Here is a 15640-nt window from a genome sequence, read left to right as displayed (position 1 = left end):
TCAGACCACCCCCCGCAGGTGGTCCACCGAGGCGGCGCCGCGCACCCGGTTGATGACGGCCACCAGGTCGATCCGGACGCCGCCCGGCGGAACGGGTGGCCACTGCGGATCGGCGGGTGGCGGCTGGTATCCGGGGCCGGCCAGCCTGGCGAAGTGGTCCGGCCAGCGCTCGGCCATCCAGCGCTCGGCGAGGCGCTGCAACCGGGCTGCCTTGGCCCGGTCGATGGCTTCGCTGGGCTGCTGGAAGCCCCGCTCGGAGCGGGTCTTGACCTCACAGACCGCCAGCGTGTCGCCGTCGAGGGCGACGATGTCCAGCTCGCCCTCGACGCACCGCCAGTTGCGGTCCAGGATGCGGAGCCCGCTCTCGGTGAGCCGCCGGGCGGCCACCCGCTCCCCGTAGCGGCCGAGGCCGTTGTTGGTGTTGCGCCCGGAGCCGATGCCGGCCCGGGCCGGGCCCGAAAGGGCGGTCCCGACCGGACCGGTCCTGCCCTGCCCGGTCCCGGCCGACGGTCGGTCGGCGCCCGGGTCGGGCCGCTCCGGACGTGGTGATGCCGATCCCGCGGCGGCGGGCAGCCCGCTCTCGGGCCCCCGTACCGCCCTGCGCCGGGGCTGCCCGACCGTCCGGGCCTTCGGCGCCGCCGGCGGCTGCGGCTGCCGGGACTGCTCCTCCTGCTTGCGCGTGGTGCGCCTGGTACGCGTGGTGTCCTGCACGGTGACCACCTCCGCCGGGGAGGTTTCCGTGCGGCCCGGAACCGGACCAGCGGGTTGCCGATTCCTGTGGACAACTCGCCCCTGTGGATAACTTCTGTCACCCGCAGGAGTGAGAATCTCGAATAACTCGAAATTCCCCTGGACACCCGGGCACCGGGCGGTACAACGTCAGCTCCCGAAGCCGGACTCGTCCGAGGGCAGCTCAAGATCGCTCTTCGCGAGCTCCTCGATGTTCACGTCCTTGAAGGTCAGCACCCGGACCTTCCGGACGAATCGGGCCGGCCGGTACATGTCCCAGACCCACGCATCCGCCATCGACACCTCGAAGAAGACCTCGCCCTGGACCGAGTGCACCTGCAGCTCGTAGTCATTGGTGAGGTAGAAACGTCGCTCGGTCTCGATCACGTACTTGAACAGGCCGACGACGTCCCGGTACTCCCGGTAGAGCTTGAGCTCCATCTCGGTCTCGTACTTCTCGAGATCTTCGGCACTCATCCAGGCGTCCCCTCAACTTGTCACGTCCACCCATTGTGGACCACCGCACCCACCCTCAGAGCCTTACCGGGGTGACAGGCGGCCCCTCCGCCACCAGTTGCTCCAGGAAGTCCGCCAACCCGACCGGGTAGACCGTCTCGGCGGTTCCCCTCAGCTCCTCGATCGTCCACCAGCGCGCCGCGAGCAGTTCGGCGTGCTCGTCCGCCCCCATTCCCGAATGGTCGAGCAGCGTCTCCGTGGTCCGGGCCAGGTGGAACCACTGCTCCTGCTCGAACCGCTGTCCGCGAAAGGAGAACGAAGCCGTGCCGTACGCAACCACCGGCCCCAGCTCCACGCCGCGCAGTCCGGTCTCCTCCGAGAGTTCCCGGACCGCCGCCTCGCGCAGGCCCTCCCCCGGTTCCAAACCGCCCCCGGGAGTGAACCACCAGGTAACGTCCGGCACCGCCGGGTCGGAGCCCTGGAAGAGAAGAAGGCGGTCCTGGCCGTCCATCAGCAGGATCCGGGCGGCCCTGCGGCGCTGCGGCTCCATGACGGTTCTCCCCCCTCGCCTCGCTCGTTCCGTCTACGGTGCCGATCCTGCCACCCGGCACGACCGTCCGGGGCGATGTTCGGCAGAGCCGCGCGGCCGGAGGCAACGGCGCGGGGTGCGACCGCCCTGCGCCGGCCCGCCGTTCCGGCTGCGTCGACCGTGGTCGCGGTGCCCCTGGTGGTCAGGCCGCGCGGCGTCGGAGCCGGCGGGCCAGGCCCGTCACCCCGCCCACCGCCGAGGTGACGACGATCAGCGCCGCGCCCCCGACGGTGGCGTAGAAGGCCGGCTCCAGCGGACCGGGTCCGCCGGCCTTCGACCCGCCGATGGCGTCGAACGCCGAGGTCCGGGCGAACAGGCCGGTACGGCCGAACGGCAGGACGGTGGCCTCGACGCGGGCCTCCACGTCGGCGGCCGGGATCGTGCCGCCGTCGATCTCCAGGTGAAGACGGGAGTCCAGCGAACCCTGCCGGTTGTCGCCGAGCAGGAACAACCGGCCGGGCGGCACCTCGACGCTGAAGGCGCTGCCCTGCGGGCCCTGCGCAGCCAGGTAGGGCTCGTCCACCGGCCGGCCGTTGACGGTCAGCCGTTGATCGTCCCCGGTGGTGGCCACGGTGTCACCGCCGACCGCGACCACCCGCTTCACCATGAGCTCGCCGCCCCAGGCCTGGTCCCGGAAGACCACGACATCACCCCGGCCGACGCTCCCGCCGTCGATCTGGCGGGCCAGCACGGTGTCGCCGACCTTGAGCGTGGGGGTCATCGAGCCGGTCGGGATGCCGTACGGCCGGTAGTTGAGCGCCATGACGACGAAGCCGCCCACCAGCAGGGCCAGCCCGAGGCCGATCAGCACGCCCTGCAGTACCGCGGCGGGCCTGCGCCCGGGCCGCGTGACAGCAGCCGGGCGGTCCGTCGCCTCGTGCACGACACTGCTCATCGATACCGCCCAACCCCGGCCGACCCGGAAACGCTCGTGGTGCGCCGGGGCCACAGGCGGAAAACCCGGCGGGCCGTGGCACGTCCGAGCAGATTACTCGTCGGTACCACGGCCCGCGCAAGACCTGGGGGCGTCCCGGATGAGGTCAGGACCGGTTCGTGCGATCCGTCCGGTACCGGACTCGGCGCACCAGCGGGAGCAGCCCGACGGCGCCGACGGCACCGGCCAGCGGCGGCACGAGCGGCGCGGCCGCCGCCAGCCCCTTCTGGTCGAAGGTCTCCGGCACCGGGAGCGTCGACCAGTGGTTGACCGGCCAGGCCACCACGAACGCACGGCCGATCACGTCGTCCACGGGGACGGTGCCGCCACCGGGCTGGTCCATGTGGAAGCGGGAGTCGAGCGAGTCACCGCGATGGTCACCCATCACCCAGATCCGGCCGTCCGGCACCTTGACCGGACCGAAGTCCTTCACCTGACAGGGGGTGTTGCCCGGGTAGACGTACGGCTCGTCGAGAGCCACTCCGTTGACCTTCACCGGACCGTCGCCATGGCATTCGACGGTATCGCCGCCAACCGCGATGACCCGCTTGATCAGGTCCTTCTCGTTGTCGGAGGGCATCAGGCCGACGAAGCTGAGCACGTCCTGAACGCCCCGGACGAGGGCGTTGTTGCTCTGGTTGGTGGGCTCGTCGGCCAGCCAGCCGCCCGGGTCGTGGAACACCACGACCTCTCCGCGCTCAGGCTCGGCTCCGAACCACGGGGTCAACTTGTCGACCAGAACGCGGTCGCCGACCTGAAGCGTGTTCTGCATCGATTCCGACGGAATGGAGAACGCCTGGACGAAGAAGGTCTTGATCACCAGTGCCAGAACGAGCGCGATACCGATCAGGATCGGCAGTTCTTTCCAGAAGGAGCGTGGCTTGCGCTCGTCGCCGCCGGCCTTCTCCTCCGACTGCTCCGCCGGACCCGTCCCGTCGCCGAGGTCGTCCGAGGCGTCACCGGTGTCATTGCCCTGACCGTCCGCCGACTGGGCCGCCGCGTCCTCGACGGACGCCGAGGACACCGCGGACTCCGTGGACCGGGTCGCCCGGCCGCCGGAACCCTCGGGCTCTCCGGCGCCTGAGCGGGCGCCGATCACCAAATCCCCCACAACGTCTCCTCCCAGCTGTGCGGACGCCTGTACGTCCGCGTTCACAGTGCCGCACAGCGGGCACCACGCTCACCACCGACCGCGCACGGCTCAGGGGTGCCCTCCCGGGACCCGCCTGACACCAGCACAGCCGTGGGACACGGCCGTTGTCACACACCGGCCGCATCAGGACTTCTCTATCACTCCGAGGCATCCGGCCGACGCTCCCACACGCACGGCCCAGCCGATGCCCTACGGACCCGGCCTACTCCCGGGAGCGCTCCGGCCTGCGGCCGACGAACGGAAAGATGCCCAACACACCCATAACGAGCGGAGGTTCTTCCGGAAGCGGCCCAACCCCCATCGAGACCGGCGAAGTTCCGCGAGTCTCCGGGGCCCGCGCCACCTTGGAGAGTGAACCAGGCACATCGAGTTGATGCACCCGGTTCAGCGGCCACGCGATCACGAAGGCCCTGCCGACCACACCGCTCAGCGGGATGGTGCCCTGGCCCTCGTTACCCATGTGGAAACGGGAGTCGGCGGACACGTCCCGGTGATCGCCCATCACCCAGAGCCGCCCCTGCGGCACCTTCACCTTGAACGGCTGCCGGGACGGCGGATTGCCCGGCGACAGGTACGACTCGTCCACCGGCGTGCCGTTGACGCTGAGCCGGCCCTGCTCGTCACAGCACTCCACAGTGTCCCCGCCGACACCGACGACCCGCTTGATCAGATCCTGCTCGCTCTCGGACGGCAGCAGCCCGGCGAAAGTGAGGACCTGCTTGGCGCCATGCAGGATCGCCCCGTCCGTGGACGGCTTGTGGTCGGCCTCCAGCCAGCCGCCCGGATCCTTGAACACCACGACGTCGCCGCGCTCGGGCTCGGCACCGAACCAGGGGGTGAGTTTGTCCACCAGCACCCGGTCCCCGATCTGGATGGTCTGCTCCATCGAACCGGAGGGGATGACGAAGACCTGCAGCATGAAGGTCTTCATCACCAGGGCGACCACCAGCGCCACCAGGACGATCAACGGGAACTCACGCAGCACCGAACGCCTGCGGCGCCGGGCCGCCCGGCGGGCGGTGCGGCGGCGTTCGGCCCGGCCGCGGGTGGCCACCGACGGCTCGTGGCCCGTCGTCCCGGCCACGTCCCCCGCGGACAATCCGTCGGCGGGGTCGCTGGAATCCCCGACAGAGCCGCCGACCGGATCGCCGCCCGGTGCACCGGGCACACGGGCGGACGAGCGGTCGGACACACGGTCGGAGCCGCGGTCGGACGGGCGGTCGGTCAGCCGGCCCCTACCTCTGGTCCCCATGGCCACCGGTCCCCCCTGTAGCGGCGAACGCCGACGGCCGGTCCAGGCTGCTCCAGTGGCCGATCGGGAAGACCACCCACTCCGCCCGTCCGATCACCTTGGACTCCGGGACGAAGCCTCCACCGGGTTCACCGAGGTGGTCGCGCGAGTCCCGAGAGGCGCTGCGGTGGTCGCCCATCATCCAGAGCTTGCCTGCCGGCACCACCACGTCGAACGCCACGGTCGAGGGTTCGTCCCCCGGGGCGAGGTAGGCGGACTCGTCGACGGGCACACCGTTGACGGTGAGCTGCCCACCCGGGCCGGTGCTGGTCACCCGGTCGCCGCCGACACCGATGACGCGCTTGACGTATATCGAGTCACCCGCCGGGGCCAGACCAAGGCCCTGGCCGAGCTCGCGCAGTCCGTTCCAGAAGCCGGCCGGTGCAGCCGGACCGCGCCGGAAGGAGCCCGTCCCGTCGAAGACCACGACATCGCCACGTTGGGGGTGGCCGCCGAAGGAGTAGGCCAGCTTGTTCGCGATCAGGCGGTCACCCGTGCGCAGGGTGTCCTCCATCGAGGCGGACGGCACCGCGAACGGCCGTGCCACGAAGGCGTTCACGAGCAGCAGGGCGAGCAGGCAGATACCGGTCAGCAGCAGGAGGTCACGCGATCGGGAACGGAAGGGCCCGTCGGCATCGTCCTCGCCACCCTCGCCCACGGCATCGTCGGCGTCATCGGTGTCTCCGGTGTCATCCACACGGTCCGCGGCAGCCCCGGCATCGACCTGCCCCTCCGGCTCCCCGTCCGCCTCGGGGCGTGGCTCGGACTCGGGGCGTGGCTCGGGCTCGTCCTCGGGAGGGTCCTCGCCCTCGCGCCCGGCGGCCTCCCCGGCCACCGCCGCGTCCGCCTCCACACGTCCGGTGGAAACGACCGCGGACCGCGACGGCGAGTCCGCACCGGTGGGTGCGGGACTGCCGTCGCGGTCCGCGAATGGTTCGTGCGTGCTCATCGGGGGCTGAGCTTACCTTGCGGCAGCCGCGCCCCCCAGAGCGCTCCGAGCCCCCGGCAGAACCGGGAGCCGGTGGATCAGCGGTCGCGCTTCTCCTTGATCTTCGCGGCCTTGCCGCGGAGGTCACGCAGGTAGTACAGCTTGGCGCGGCGAACCGCACCGCGGGTCACGACCTCGATCTTCTCGACGACCGGGGTGTGCACCGGGAAGGTACGCTCCACGCCGACGTTGAAGCTGACCTTGCGAACGGTGAAGGTCTCGCCGACACCGGCGCCGTGGCGGCGGATGACGACGCCCTGGAAGACCTGGACACGGGAGCGGTTGCCCTCGATGACCCGGACGTGGACCTTCAGGGTGTCACCGGCGCGGAAGGCCGGAATGTCGCTACGCAGCGAAGCCGCGTCGACAGCAGCGAGCTTGTTGCTCATGTTGCTCTCCATCGCAGGCGCCACGGGCCGCCCACGGAAGTTCGTCACAATGGGGTTCGTTGCGGGCCGCATCGGCTGCCGGCGTTCCCCCCGTGGCGAGGGCACCGGACCACGTGACTCCTACGGGAGGAGCCCAGCGACAGACAACAGCGGCCTATTCTTCCACAGAATCGGCCACGGACCGAAATCGGCCGAGCTGCTCGTCCCAGGCCAGGCCGAGGATGCTGAGCGCCTCCCGGTCCTTCTTGTCGAAGGCGCCGTACTGCCAGCGGTCCACCAGGTCGGGCCGGTTGGCCAGCGTGCGGGCGAAGGCCTGCTCGCGCCGCCAGCGGGCGATCCGGCCGTGGTTGCCGCTCAGCAGCACGTCCGGCACGGTCCGGCCGCGCCACTCCGCGGGCTTGGTGTAGACCGGGCCCTCCAGCAGGTCGGCCATCGCGCCGGGCGCGAAGGAGTCGTCCCGGTGGGACTCCGCGTTGCCGAGCACTCCGGGGAGCAGCCGGGCGATCGCCTCGACCATCACCAGGACGGCGACCTCGCCGCCGGCCAGCACGTAGTCACCGATCGACACCTCGACCACCGGCATCCGGGTGGCCGCCTCCTCGATCACGCGCCGGTCGATGCCCTCGTACCGGGCGGGCGTGAAGGCCAGCCACGGACGCCCGGCGAGCTCCTGGGCGAGCTCCTGGGTGAAGGGGCGCCCGCTGGGAGTGGGCACCACCAGCGTGGGCACCTCCCCCGCCGGTCCCTGTGCGACGACGGCGTCCAGGGCCTCGCCCCAGGACTCGGGCTTCATCACCATGCCGGGGCCGCCGCCGTAAGGGCTGTCGTCCACGGTCCGGTGGATGTCGTACGTCCAGTCGCGCAGGTCGTGGACGTGGACGTCGAGCTGGCCGCGGGCGCGGGCCTTGCCGACCAGCGAGATGTTCAGCGGTTCCAGGTACTCCGGGAAGATCGTGACGACGTCCAGCCGCATCCCGTCCTGCACCGAGGCTCCGGCACGCCCGGACTCCACGGCCGGCCCGGACTCCACGGCAGGCCCGGAGGCCGCGGCAGGCCCGGACTCCTCCGCAGCCCCGGCCCCCTCCGCAGGAACAGCCGCGGACACGACGACGGCGGCCGCAGCCGCGGCCTGCTCCTCCGGCGACAGGTCTTCGGCGGTCACTCCGACTCCTCCGGCTCCTCGGCCGCGCCGCCCGCGACCTCGGCCTGGTCCATGTCGATCAGACCGGGCGGCGGGTCGATCACGGCCCGCTGGTTCTCCAGGTCGATGGTCGGCACGATGCGGGTGACGAACGGCACCAGCACCTCGGTGCCGTCCGGCCGTTCCACCGTGAGCAGGTCCTGGTAGGGCAGGTGGACCACCTCGGTCAGCTCGCCGACCGGAGTGCCGTCGAGCAGCACCACGTCGAGGCCGATCAGCTGGTGGTCGTAGTACTCCTCCGGGTCGTCCGGGCTCTCGTCCGGGTCGACCTCGGCGATCAGGACGGTTCCGCGCAGCGCCTCGGCGGCGTTGCGGTCCTTGACGCCGGCGAAGCGCAGCAGCAGCCGGCCGCTGTGCACCTTGCCGGACTCGACGGTCAGCGGTCCGGCCGACGCGGGGTCGGTCAGGACGACGGCACCGGGGCCGAGCCGGAGTTCCGGCTCGTCGGTGCGGACCTCGACACTGACGTCCCCCCTGATGCCGTGGGCGCGGCCGATCTTGCCGACGACGAGCTGCACGCTGATCGTTCTCCTGGATGAGTGCTGGGAAGGCCGAGTCCCGCACCACCCGGGAGCGGAGCGGTCCGCAGGCGGAGTGGAGCGGGAGAGGAATGCGGGTGCTGCCGGTGGTGCGCCGGCCCGGAGAGGACCGACAAGGTCCGGGGAGGGCCGGGAAAAGACAAGGCCGGCCGGGACGACATGCGTCCCGGCCGGCCTCGCGCCTGACGGCTGAACGAGCAGCAGCGTCAGCGAATGCTGTCCACGTCGACCAGGTCGACCCGGACGTTGCGACCGCCGAGGGCACCGACCACGGTGCGCAGTGCGCGCGCCGTGCGGCCGCCCCGGCCGATCACCTTGCCGAGGTCATCGGGGTGCACTCGCACCTCGATGGTGTTGCCCCGACGCAGGTTGCGCGAACGCACCTGCACCTCGTCGGGGTGCTCGACGATGCCCTTCACCAAGTGGTCGAGGGCGTCCTCGATCACGCTCAGGCCTCGACGGCGGCGTCGGCGTCAGCCTCGACCTTGTCCGACTTCTTGGCCTTGGGGGTGATGGCGACACCGGTGGTGGCGTCCTCGAAGCCGGCGACGGCCTTCGCGAACAGGTGCGAGAAGTCCTCGACCTTGGGCTCGGCGACGAGCAGCGGCGCCGGGGCCGGCAGGCCCTTGAACTTCTGCCAGTCGCCGGTCAGCTTGAGGATGGCGAGAACCGGCTCGGTCGGCTGGGCGCCGACGGACAGCCAGTACTGGGCACGGTCGGTGTCGACCTGAATCTTCGAGGGGTTGTAGGTCGGCTGGTAGATGCCGATCTCCTCGATGGCACGGCCGTCACGCTTGGTGCGGGCGTCCGCGACGACGATGCGGTAGTGCGGGGAGCGAATCTTGCCGAGACGCTTGAGCTTGATCTTGACTGCCACGGGAGTGGATTCTCCTGGTGTTGACGTGGGTGAGCGGCCTCATCACCGCGTGGGGTTGCGGGGTCGGCCGTTCAAGGGACACGCCAGCCGTAGGAGAGAGGGGTCCTGCTCGGCTGCCGAGTACTCAGCTGTCCATTGTGCCATACCGGCGCGAAACACCTTCACCGGCCTCCGACGGCCCGGAACAGGACACGGGAGCGCCGAGGGCGGCAGGAACGGGAGCCGGGGCCGGACAGGGATCGCCAGGAACCGGACAGGAAGCCGAACGGGGAGCCGGCCAGGGACCGGTCGGCAGGAGCCGGCACCGAACCCCGCCAGACACCCGCAGACACCCGCAGAACCCGCAGAACCCGCGAGGAAGCCTGACGGCACCCGCGGAGATCCGCCGGGCAGACGATCCACCGAGCAGGAGATCCGCCTGGCAGACGATCCGCCGGGCAGGGGACCTACCGGGGGGATCCACCAAGGGGGGACAGGTCCGACCGGGAGCCCCCGCTCCCGGTCAGCCCAACGAGTACCACCACCGATCGGCCGAGTGCCGATCGATCACCGCATCGCCCGCCGCTTCGGCCGGGCCCGCTGCCCGCACAGCTGCCGGCCGGTTGCGCGACGTCGGTTGCGCGGCACCGGTTCCCCGATGCCGGTCGAACGCCGGTTACGCGATCTTGAACGGCTGCTGGCAGGCGCCGCAGACGATGGACGCCTGCGCGAGCACCGAAGGCACCACGCGGACGTTGCGCCCGCAGCCGCAGACCGCCTTGACCCGGACGCCGCCCCCGGAGGAGCCGTGCCGGGCGGCCGGGCCGCGGAAGGCACGCGAGGCGCCGTCGCCGGCCACCGCCTCCTGGTGCGCGCCGAGCGCGAGGTCCAGGCGTTCGATGGTCTCGGCGTACCGGTCCCGCGTCTCCTTGAGCATGGTCACCTGGGAGAAGCCGCTGCTGGCGTGCGGTTCGACCGGGTGCGCCAGGCCCAGCTCCGAGGCGAGGAGCAGGAAGCGGCGGTTGTGGTAGCGGCCGGCCCGCGAGGTGTCCCGGATGTCCCGGGCCGCGGCAAGACCGTGGGCAGCCTCGTGGAGGAGCCGCTCGAAACCGAGCCGCGTACCACAGGCCGAGGAGGACTCTCCGATCAACGCCTCGGGCGAGGCGAGGTCGGGGAGGTCCTGATGGAAGGCCTGGATGTCGCTCCAGGCGGCGGCCAGTTCGGCCGCGAGAACGAGGGGCTGTGTCGTGCTCACGCTAGACCAACGATGGAGTGCGTGCCGATGTTCCGCATGTTCCCGTTCCCCGGGAATTCCCAGGAAACTCTCAGGAATGTACGACCGCGCGCGAAATGCGCGTTCCGGTTCCGATGCAAGACCAACCCCCTGCACGTTTTGGGCCCGTCGCAGTCGGCGGGCCTCATCCCTATTCCGACCGGGGAACGGGCTGTCGCGCCCCGGACGTACGTACGGCCCATGATCCTGTCGAGTTGACAGGGCCACGGGCCGTACACCGTACCGCTATTCCGTTAATACCGGGAGTTGACCGGTGAGTAGGGATGTCGACAGATGAGACGGCGACTGGACGGTTACCACCGGAATTCCCGGCGACTCCTGTCCGCCCCCGTCGCTACTCATCAGTACGCATCGGTACTCATCACTATCTGTCGATCATCTGTCGGTTTTCGGCGCTCACATGTCCCACAACGCTCACGCGTCCCGTGACACGAATGACACCCGGGGCACTCCATGACTCCGGTGGCACTCGCGAGTGTCGCGGTACTCGTGACGCCTGCGAACTGTCCGTGGGCGGGGAAACCGTCAGTAGGCGCGTGCGACGATCGCGATGTTGCCGTCCTGGTCGTCGGTGGCCGGCACCGAACCGTCGGCGGCCACGATGCAGCGCACCGAGACGCCCTGCTCGGCCAGCTTGGCCTCGCCCTCCGGGCCGAGCTCGGCCCAGGAGATCCGGCCCCAGCCCGTGGTAGCGGCCTCGACGGCCTCGTCGAGGTTCCTCACGTCGACGGTGCGGGCCTCACGACGCTCGCGGGACTGGCGCAGCAGCAGCGCCTGGTCCTCCTCCAGCACGCCGGGGACGAGCGCCGTCAGGGCGTCGATCGAGACCGGCTCCTTGCCGCCCGCGATGCGGCGGACGAGCATCGCGGTGCCGTTCTCCAGGTCGCGCGGGCCGACCTCGATGCGCAGCGGAACGCCCTTGAGCTCCCAGTCGACGGCGCGGCGGCCGAACGGGGTGTCGGTGCGGTCGTCCACGACCACACGGACGCCGGCGGCCTCCAGGGCGGCGCCGATCTCGCGGACCTTCGCGATCACCGCGTCGTCGCCCTTGATGGCCAGGACGACGGCCTGGACGGCGGCCAGTCGCGGGGGCACCCGCAGGCCGTTGTCGTCGCCGTGGGACATGATCAGGCCGCCGACCATGCGGGTCGAGACGCCCCAGGAGGTCTGCCAGACGTACTCGCGCTCGGCGCCCTGCAGCTGGTAGGTCGTGTTGAACGCCTTGGCGAAGTTCTGGCCCAGCTCGTGGCTGGTGCCCATCTGCAGCGCCTTGCCGTCGCCCATCATGCCTTCGAGGGTGAGGGTGTTGATGGCGCCGGCGAACCGCTCCTTGGCGGTCTTGCGGCCGAGCACGACGTCGATGCCGAGCACGTTGGTCATGAAGTCGCCGTAGACGTCGGTGTGGATCATCGACGCGTACTCGCGGGCGTCCTCGTACGTGGCGTGGGCGGTGTGGCCCTCCTGCCAGAGGAACTCGGTGGTGCGCAGGAAGACGCGCGGACGCAGCTCCCAGCGGACGACGTTGGCCCACTGGTTGATCAGGAGGGGCAGGTCCCGGTGGCTCTGCACCCACTTGGAGAAGTACTCGTTGATGATGGTCTCGGAGGTCGGCCGGACGACGACCGGCTCCTCCAGCTGCTTGCCGCCGCCGTGGGTGACCACCGCGAGCTCGGGGGCGAAGCCCTCGACGTGCTCCGCCTCCTTGGTCAGGTAGGACTGCGGGATGAACATCGGGAAGTAGGCGTTCTGCGCGCCTGCCTTCTTGATGCGGGCGTCCATTTCCTGCTGCATCCGCTCCCACAGGCCGTAGCCGTACGGTCGGATGACCATGGTGCCGCGCACCGGACCGTTGTCGGCCAGCTCGGCCTTGTTGATGAGGTCCTGGTACCAGCGCGGGAAGTCGTCCGCCTGGGGGGTGAGAACGGGTGCCTTTGCCATGGGGCGAATGGTACGGGGATCGGGGGCCTGACTTCGAATCGGTAACGCGCCGGCTGCCGGGGGGCGCACGCCCGCGACACGCGCGCACCACCCTGCACCCCTCTGGACGCCGCGCCCGAGCCGCTGTTCGCTGGAGTGGGGCGGGACTTTGGGGGAGTCGTAGCAGGACACCGAAGGACCGGATGGGAGGCCGCGATGGCTTCAGCTCGGACGACCGGCACAACCGAACGACCCGCGGGCGCACGATCGCGCGACCCGCAGCCCACGGGGGCGTGGCCCGCGCGGGCGCGCGACTGGGCGGAGATCCAGGAACGCATGCTCGTACCGCTCCACGAGGCCGTCTACGACCGCCTGGAGGTCGGTCCGGCGACCAGCGTGCTGGGCCTGGGCTGCCGGTCGGGCCTGGCCCTGCTGCTGGCCGCCGGGCGGGGCGCGCAGGTCGCCGGTCTGGAGCCTCAGGACGAGCTGCGCGAACTGGCCCGGGGGCGCCGGCTGCAGGTCGGCGCGAGCGCCCGGACGACGGCGGCCGTCCCCCGCTCGGCCTATTCGCTGGTCACCGTTTTCGAGCAGCTGCCGGGGGCGGCCGACCCGCAGCGCGTGGTGACCGAGGCGGCCCGGCTGACGCTCCGCGGCGGGCACGTGGTGCTGGCCGCCTGGGGACCGCCGGAGCGGTGCGAGAGCGCGCCCGTGCTGGACGTGGCCCGGCGGATGGCCGGGCGCACCACGGCACGCGACCCGTTCGGGCTGAGCTCGCCGGGCGCCCTGGAGGACCTCCTCGCCCCGGCCGGTCTGCGCCCGGCGGGCAGCGGCCGGGTCGGCTGCCCGTTCGCCTACCCGGACCTGGACAGCGCGGTCCGCGGGCTGCTCTCCACCGGACTGTTCGACGCGGCGGCGGAGTTCTCCGGGCTGCCGCTGGTGGCGAAGGAGCTGGCGGAGGTGCTGCACCCGTACCTGCGCCCGGACGGCTCGGTGCGGATGGAGAACGTCTTCCGGTACCTCGTCGCCGAGCAGCCCGGACAACCCGGGCAGCCGCGGTAGCCGGGGCAACCCGGGCAACCCGGGGCAGCCGGGGCAGCCGGGGCACCGCACGGCCCACGTCAGCACGCGGCCGGGAGGCTCACCCGCCTCCCGGCCGCAGCCTCCGCCACACCGCACCGCCCCGCCCCGCCGTACAGCCCCCGCCCCGCCGTACAGCCCCCGCCCTCACCCCCGCCACCGCGGCGCGGCGGTTCAGGCCCGGTCGAGCTCCTTCCGCGGCACCCCGGCGGCCCGGTAGGCCTCCTCCTCGTCCAGCGTCTCGGCCTCCAGCAGCGCCGCCGCCAGCGCGTCCAGCCGGGCCCGCTGCTCGGTGAGCAGCCGGATCGCCTCCTCGTAGCACTCCGCGACGATCCGGCGGGCCTCCTCGTCCACCGCGTCCAGCGTGGTCGGGGCGGCCGAGAGCCCGTACGCGCCCTGCGGGTCGGCGGGGACGGCGGTGAGCCGTCCGACCCGTTCGCTCATGCCCCAGCGGCCGGCCATGCCCCGGGCGATGTTGGTGACCTGCTCCAGGTCGCTCTCCGCGCCGGTGGTGATGACGCCGTAGACCACCTGCTCGGCGGCCATCCCGCCGAGTGCGCCGATGATCCGGCCGCGCAGGTAGGACTCGGTGTAGGAGTAGCGGTCGGCGTCGGGGGTGGAGAGGGTGACGCCGAGGGCCCGGCCGCGCGGCACGATGGTGATCTTGCGGACCGGGTCGGCGCCCGGCTGCAGCATGCCGAGCAGCGCGTGGCCGCTCTCGTGGTACGCCGTCCGCTCCCGCTCGGCCTGCGGCATCACCAGCGGCCGGACGGCGCCCAGCTGGACCTTCTCCAGCGCGTCGGAGAGGTCCCGCTCGTTCACGGCGTCCTGCCGGCGCTTGACGGCCAGCAGGGCGGCCTCGTTGACCAGGTTGGCGAGCTCGGCGCCGGTCATCCCGGGGGTGACCTTGGCCAGCTGCCGGAGGTCGGTGTCCCCGGCGAGCGGGACGGTCCGGGTGTGGATGCGCAGGATGGCGGCGCGGCCGTCCCGGTCCGGCGGGCTGACGGTGATCCGCCGGTCGAACCGGCCGGGCCGCAGCAGGGCCGGGTCCAGCACGTCGACCCGGTTGGTCGCGGCGATGACGATGACGCCCTCGGAGCCGCTGAAGCCGTCCATCTCGGTGAGGATCTGGTTGAGCGTCTGCTCGCGCTCGTCGTGGCCGCCCATGCCGCCACCGCCGCCGCGCTGGCGGCCGATGGTGTCGATCTCGTCGATGAAGATGATCGCCGGGGCGACCTTGCGCGCCTCGGCGAAGAGCTCGCGGACCCGGCTGGCACCGACGCCGACGATCATCTCGATGAACTCGGAGGCGGAGGCGGAGAAGAACGGGACGTCGGCCTCGCCCGCCACGGCCCGGGCGAGCAGGGTCTTGCCCGTCCCGGGCAGGCCGCTGAGCAGGACTCCGCGCGGCATCTTCGCGCCCAGCCGCCGGTAGTGGTCCGGGTTCTTCAGGAAGTCGACCACCTCGGAGAGTTCGGCCTCGACCTCGTCGATGCCGGCCACGTCGGCGAAGGTGGTGCGCGTACCGGTCTCGGCGGCGATCGGCTTGGGCGGGGCCTTGCGGCCGAGCGGGCCGGCGCCGAGGCCGCTGGCCATCCGCCGGGCGAGCAGCACCCAGACCAGGATCAGCAGCAGCATCGGGGCGAGCGAGATCAGCAGGTTCGCGAGGAAGCTGCGCTGCTGGACGACCGGCTTGGCGGTCACTTCGACGCCCTGCTGCTGGAGGGTGGTCCAGAGGCTGTCGTCGGCGAACGACGGCCGCTGGGTGTCGAACTCGGTGTAGTCGCCCTTGCCGCCGTCCGGTTTGGGCGCGGCGCTCTTCAGGGTGCCCTCGATGGCGTCGCCCTTGGAGTAGATCTTGGTGACGTTGCCCTTGTTGAGCTGGTTGTTGAACTCGGTGTACGAGATCGTGGTGGCGCCGCCGGTGCCGAAGAACGACAGCAGCAGGTCGGTGATCAGGAACACCACGAGGGCGGTGAGGACGAGACCCAGCCGGCCGCCGGGCATCCGGCGGCGCGGGGGCGGCGGGGTCGGGGCGCCCTCGGAGCGCCAGGGCTGGTCGGGGGTCCGGCGCGGCGGAACGGGTTCGGTCACCTTTCGGACCATACGGACATCCGCCGGGGTGATCCATCCGCCACCCCGCCGGGCCGGCAGGCTGCCCCGCCCGCCTCCGGCCACCCGTCGGCGCAGGTCACCCGGCCACGTCCGGCCGCCAGTCGGCTCAGAT

The 15640-nt window shown here is 71.5% G+C and carries 16 protein-coding genes; 1 reads left to right on the top strand and 15 read right to left on the bottom strand.

The window, feature by feature from the left end; genetic code table 11:
* The 14 genes from OH807_RS27090 to proS all read right to left on the bottom strand — a co-directional run bounded on the left by OH807_RS27090 (window position 1) and on the right by proS (window position 12357).
* Complete coding sequence (locus OH807_RS27090; RefSeq protein WP_406211211.1) at window positions 1–438, bottom strand: YraN family protein; 438 nt, start codon at window positions 436–438, stop codon at window positions 1–3.
* A gap of 441 nt (window positions 439–879) precedes the next feature.
* Window positions 880–1206 carry a DUF2469 domain-containing protein gene (locus tag OH807_RS27085; RefSeq protein WP_188301739.1) on the bottom strand — a complete coding sequence of 109 codons (327 nt, stop codon included), beginning with the start codon at window positions 1204–1206 and terminating at the stop codon, window positions 880–882.
* A gap of 55 nt (window positions 1207–1261) precedes the next feature.
* Window positions 1262–1735: an NUDIX hydrolase gene (locus OH807_RS27080; RefSeq protein ID WP_406203530.1), complete on the bottom strand. Its 474-nt coding sequence runs from the start codon at window positions 1733–1735 to the stop codon at window positions 1262–1264.
* 181 nt (window positions 1736–1916) lie between these two features.
* Window positions 1917–2669, bottom strand: a complete 753-nt coding sequence (lepB, locus tag OH807_RS27075; RefSeq protein WP_406203527.1) for a signal peptidase I — start codon at window positions 2667–2669, stop codon at window positions 1917–1919.
* 145 nt (window positions 2670–2814) lie between these two features.
* Window positions 2815–3819: a signal peptidase I gene (gene lepB / locus OH807_RS27070; RefSeq protein ID WP_406203524.1), complete on the bottom strand. Its 1005-nt coding sequence runs from the start codon at window positions 3817–3819 to the stop codon at window positions 2815–2817.
* Between the two features lie 244 nt (window positions 3820–4063).
* Window positions 4064–5053, bottom strand: coding sequence for a signal peptidase I (lepB, locus tag OH807_RS27065; RefSeq protein ID WP_406203521.1), 990 nt, complete (start codon window positions 5051–5053; stop codon window positions 4064–4066).
* Between the two features lie 43 nt (window positions 5054–5096).
* Window positions 5097–6101: a signal peptidase I gene (gene lepB / locus OH807_RS27060; protein WP_406203518.1), complete on the bottom strand. Its 1005-nt coding sequence runs from the start codon at window positions 6099–6101 to the stop codon at window positions 5097–5099.
* A 77-nt stretch (window positions 6102–6178) separates the two neighbouring features.
* Window positions 6179–6529 (bottom strand): 50S ribosomal protein L19, encoded by a 351-nt coding sequence (gene rplS / locus OH807_RS27055; protein ID WP_063347674.1) that lies wholly within the window; start codon window positions 6527–6529, stop codon window positions 6179–6181.
* Window positions 6530–6683: 154 nt separating this feature from the next.
* Window positions 6684–7502: a tRNA (guanosine(37)-N1)-methyltransferase TrmD gene (trmD, locus tag OH807_RS27050; RefSeq protein ID WP_406211209.1), complete on the bottom strand. Its 819-nt coding sequence runs from the start codon at window positions 7500–7502 to the stop codon at window positions 6684–6686.
* A 185-nt stretch (window positions 7503–7687) separates the two neighbouring features.
* Window positions 7688–8248: a ribosome maturation factor RimM gene (rimM, locus tag OH807_RS27045; protein WP_406203515.1), complete on the bottom strand. Its 561-nt coding sequence runs from the start codon at window positions 8246–8248 to the stop codon at window positions 7688–7690.
* 227 nt (window positions 8249–8475) lie between these two features.
* Entirely contained in the window at window positions 8476–8715 is a 240-nt protein-coding gene (locus OH807_RS27040) for an RNA-binding protein (protein ID WP_030306741.1), read from the bottom strand.
* 2 nt (window positions 8716–8717) lie between these two features.
* Window positions 8718–9146, bottom strand: coding sequence for a 30S ribosomal protein S16 (rpsP, locus tag OH807_RS27035; RefSeq protein ID WP_406203511.1), 429 nt, complete (start codon window positions 9144–9146; stop codon window positions 8718–8720).
* Between the two features lie 655 nt (window positions 9147–9801).
* On the bottom strand, window positions 9802–10380 hold the full coding sequence (locus tag OH807_RS27030; protein WP_406203508.1) for a hypothetical protein: 579 nt from the start codon (window positions 10378–10380) through the stop codon (window positions 9802–9804).
* 564 nt (window positions 10381–10944) lie between these two features.
* Window positions 10945–12357: a proline--tRNA ligase gene (gene proS, locus OH807_RS27025; RefSeq protein ID WP_406203506.1), complete on the bottom strand. Its 1413-nt coding sequence runs from the start codon at window positions 12355–12357 to the stop codon at window positions 10945–10947.
* 195 nt (window positions 12358–12552) lie between these two features.
* Here proS and OH807_RS27020 point away from each other — a divergent pair, with 195 nt between their 5' ends.
* Window positions 12553–13395 (top strand): class I SAM-dependent methyltransferase, encoded by an 843-nt coding sequence (locus OH807_RS27020; RefSeq protein WP_406203503.1) that lies wholly within the window; start codon window positions 12553–12555, stop codon window positions 13393–13395.
* Window positions 13396–13587: 192 nt separating this feature from the next.
* Here the strand turns inward: OH807_RS27020 and ftsH are convergent, their stop codons facing one another.
* Window positions 13588–15519 carry an ATP-dependent zinc metalloprotease FtsH gene (gene ftsH / locus OH807_RS27015; RefSeq protein WP_406203500.1) on the bottom strand — a complete coding sequence of 644 codons (1932 nt, stop codon included), beginning with the start codon at window positions 15517–15519 and terminating at the stop codon, window positions 13588–13590.
* Between the last annotated feature and the right edge of the window lie 121 nt (window positions 15520–15640).

This window comes from Kitasatospora sp. NBC_01560 (assembly GCF_045208415.1).
GTDB lineage: Bacteria > Actinomycetota > Actinomycetes > Streptomycetales > Streptomycetaceae > Kitasatospora.
The sequence above is the reverse complement of the archived record's forward strand: the minus strand, read 5'-3'. Positions and strand labels throughout refer to the sequence as shown.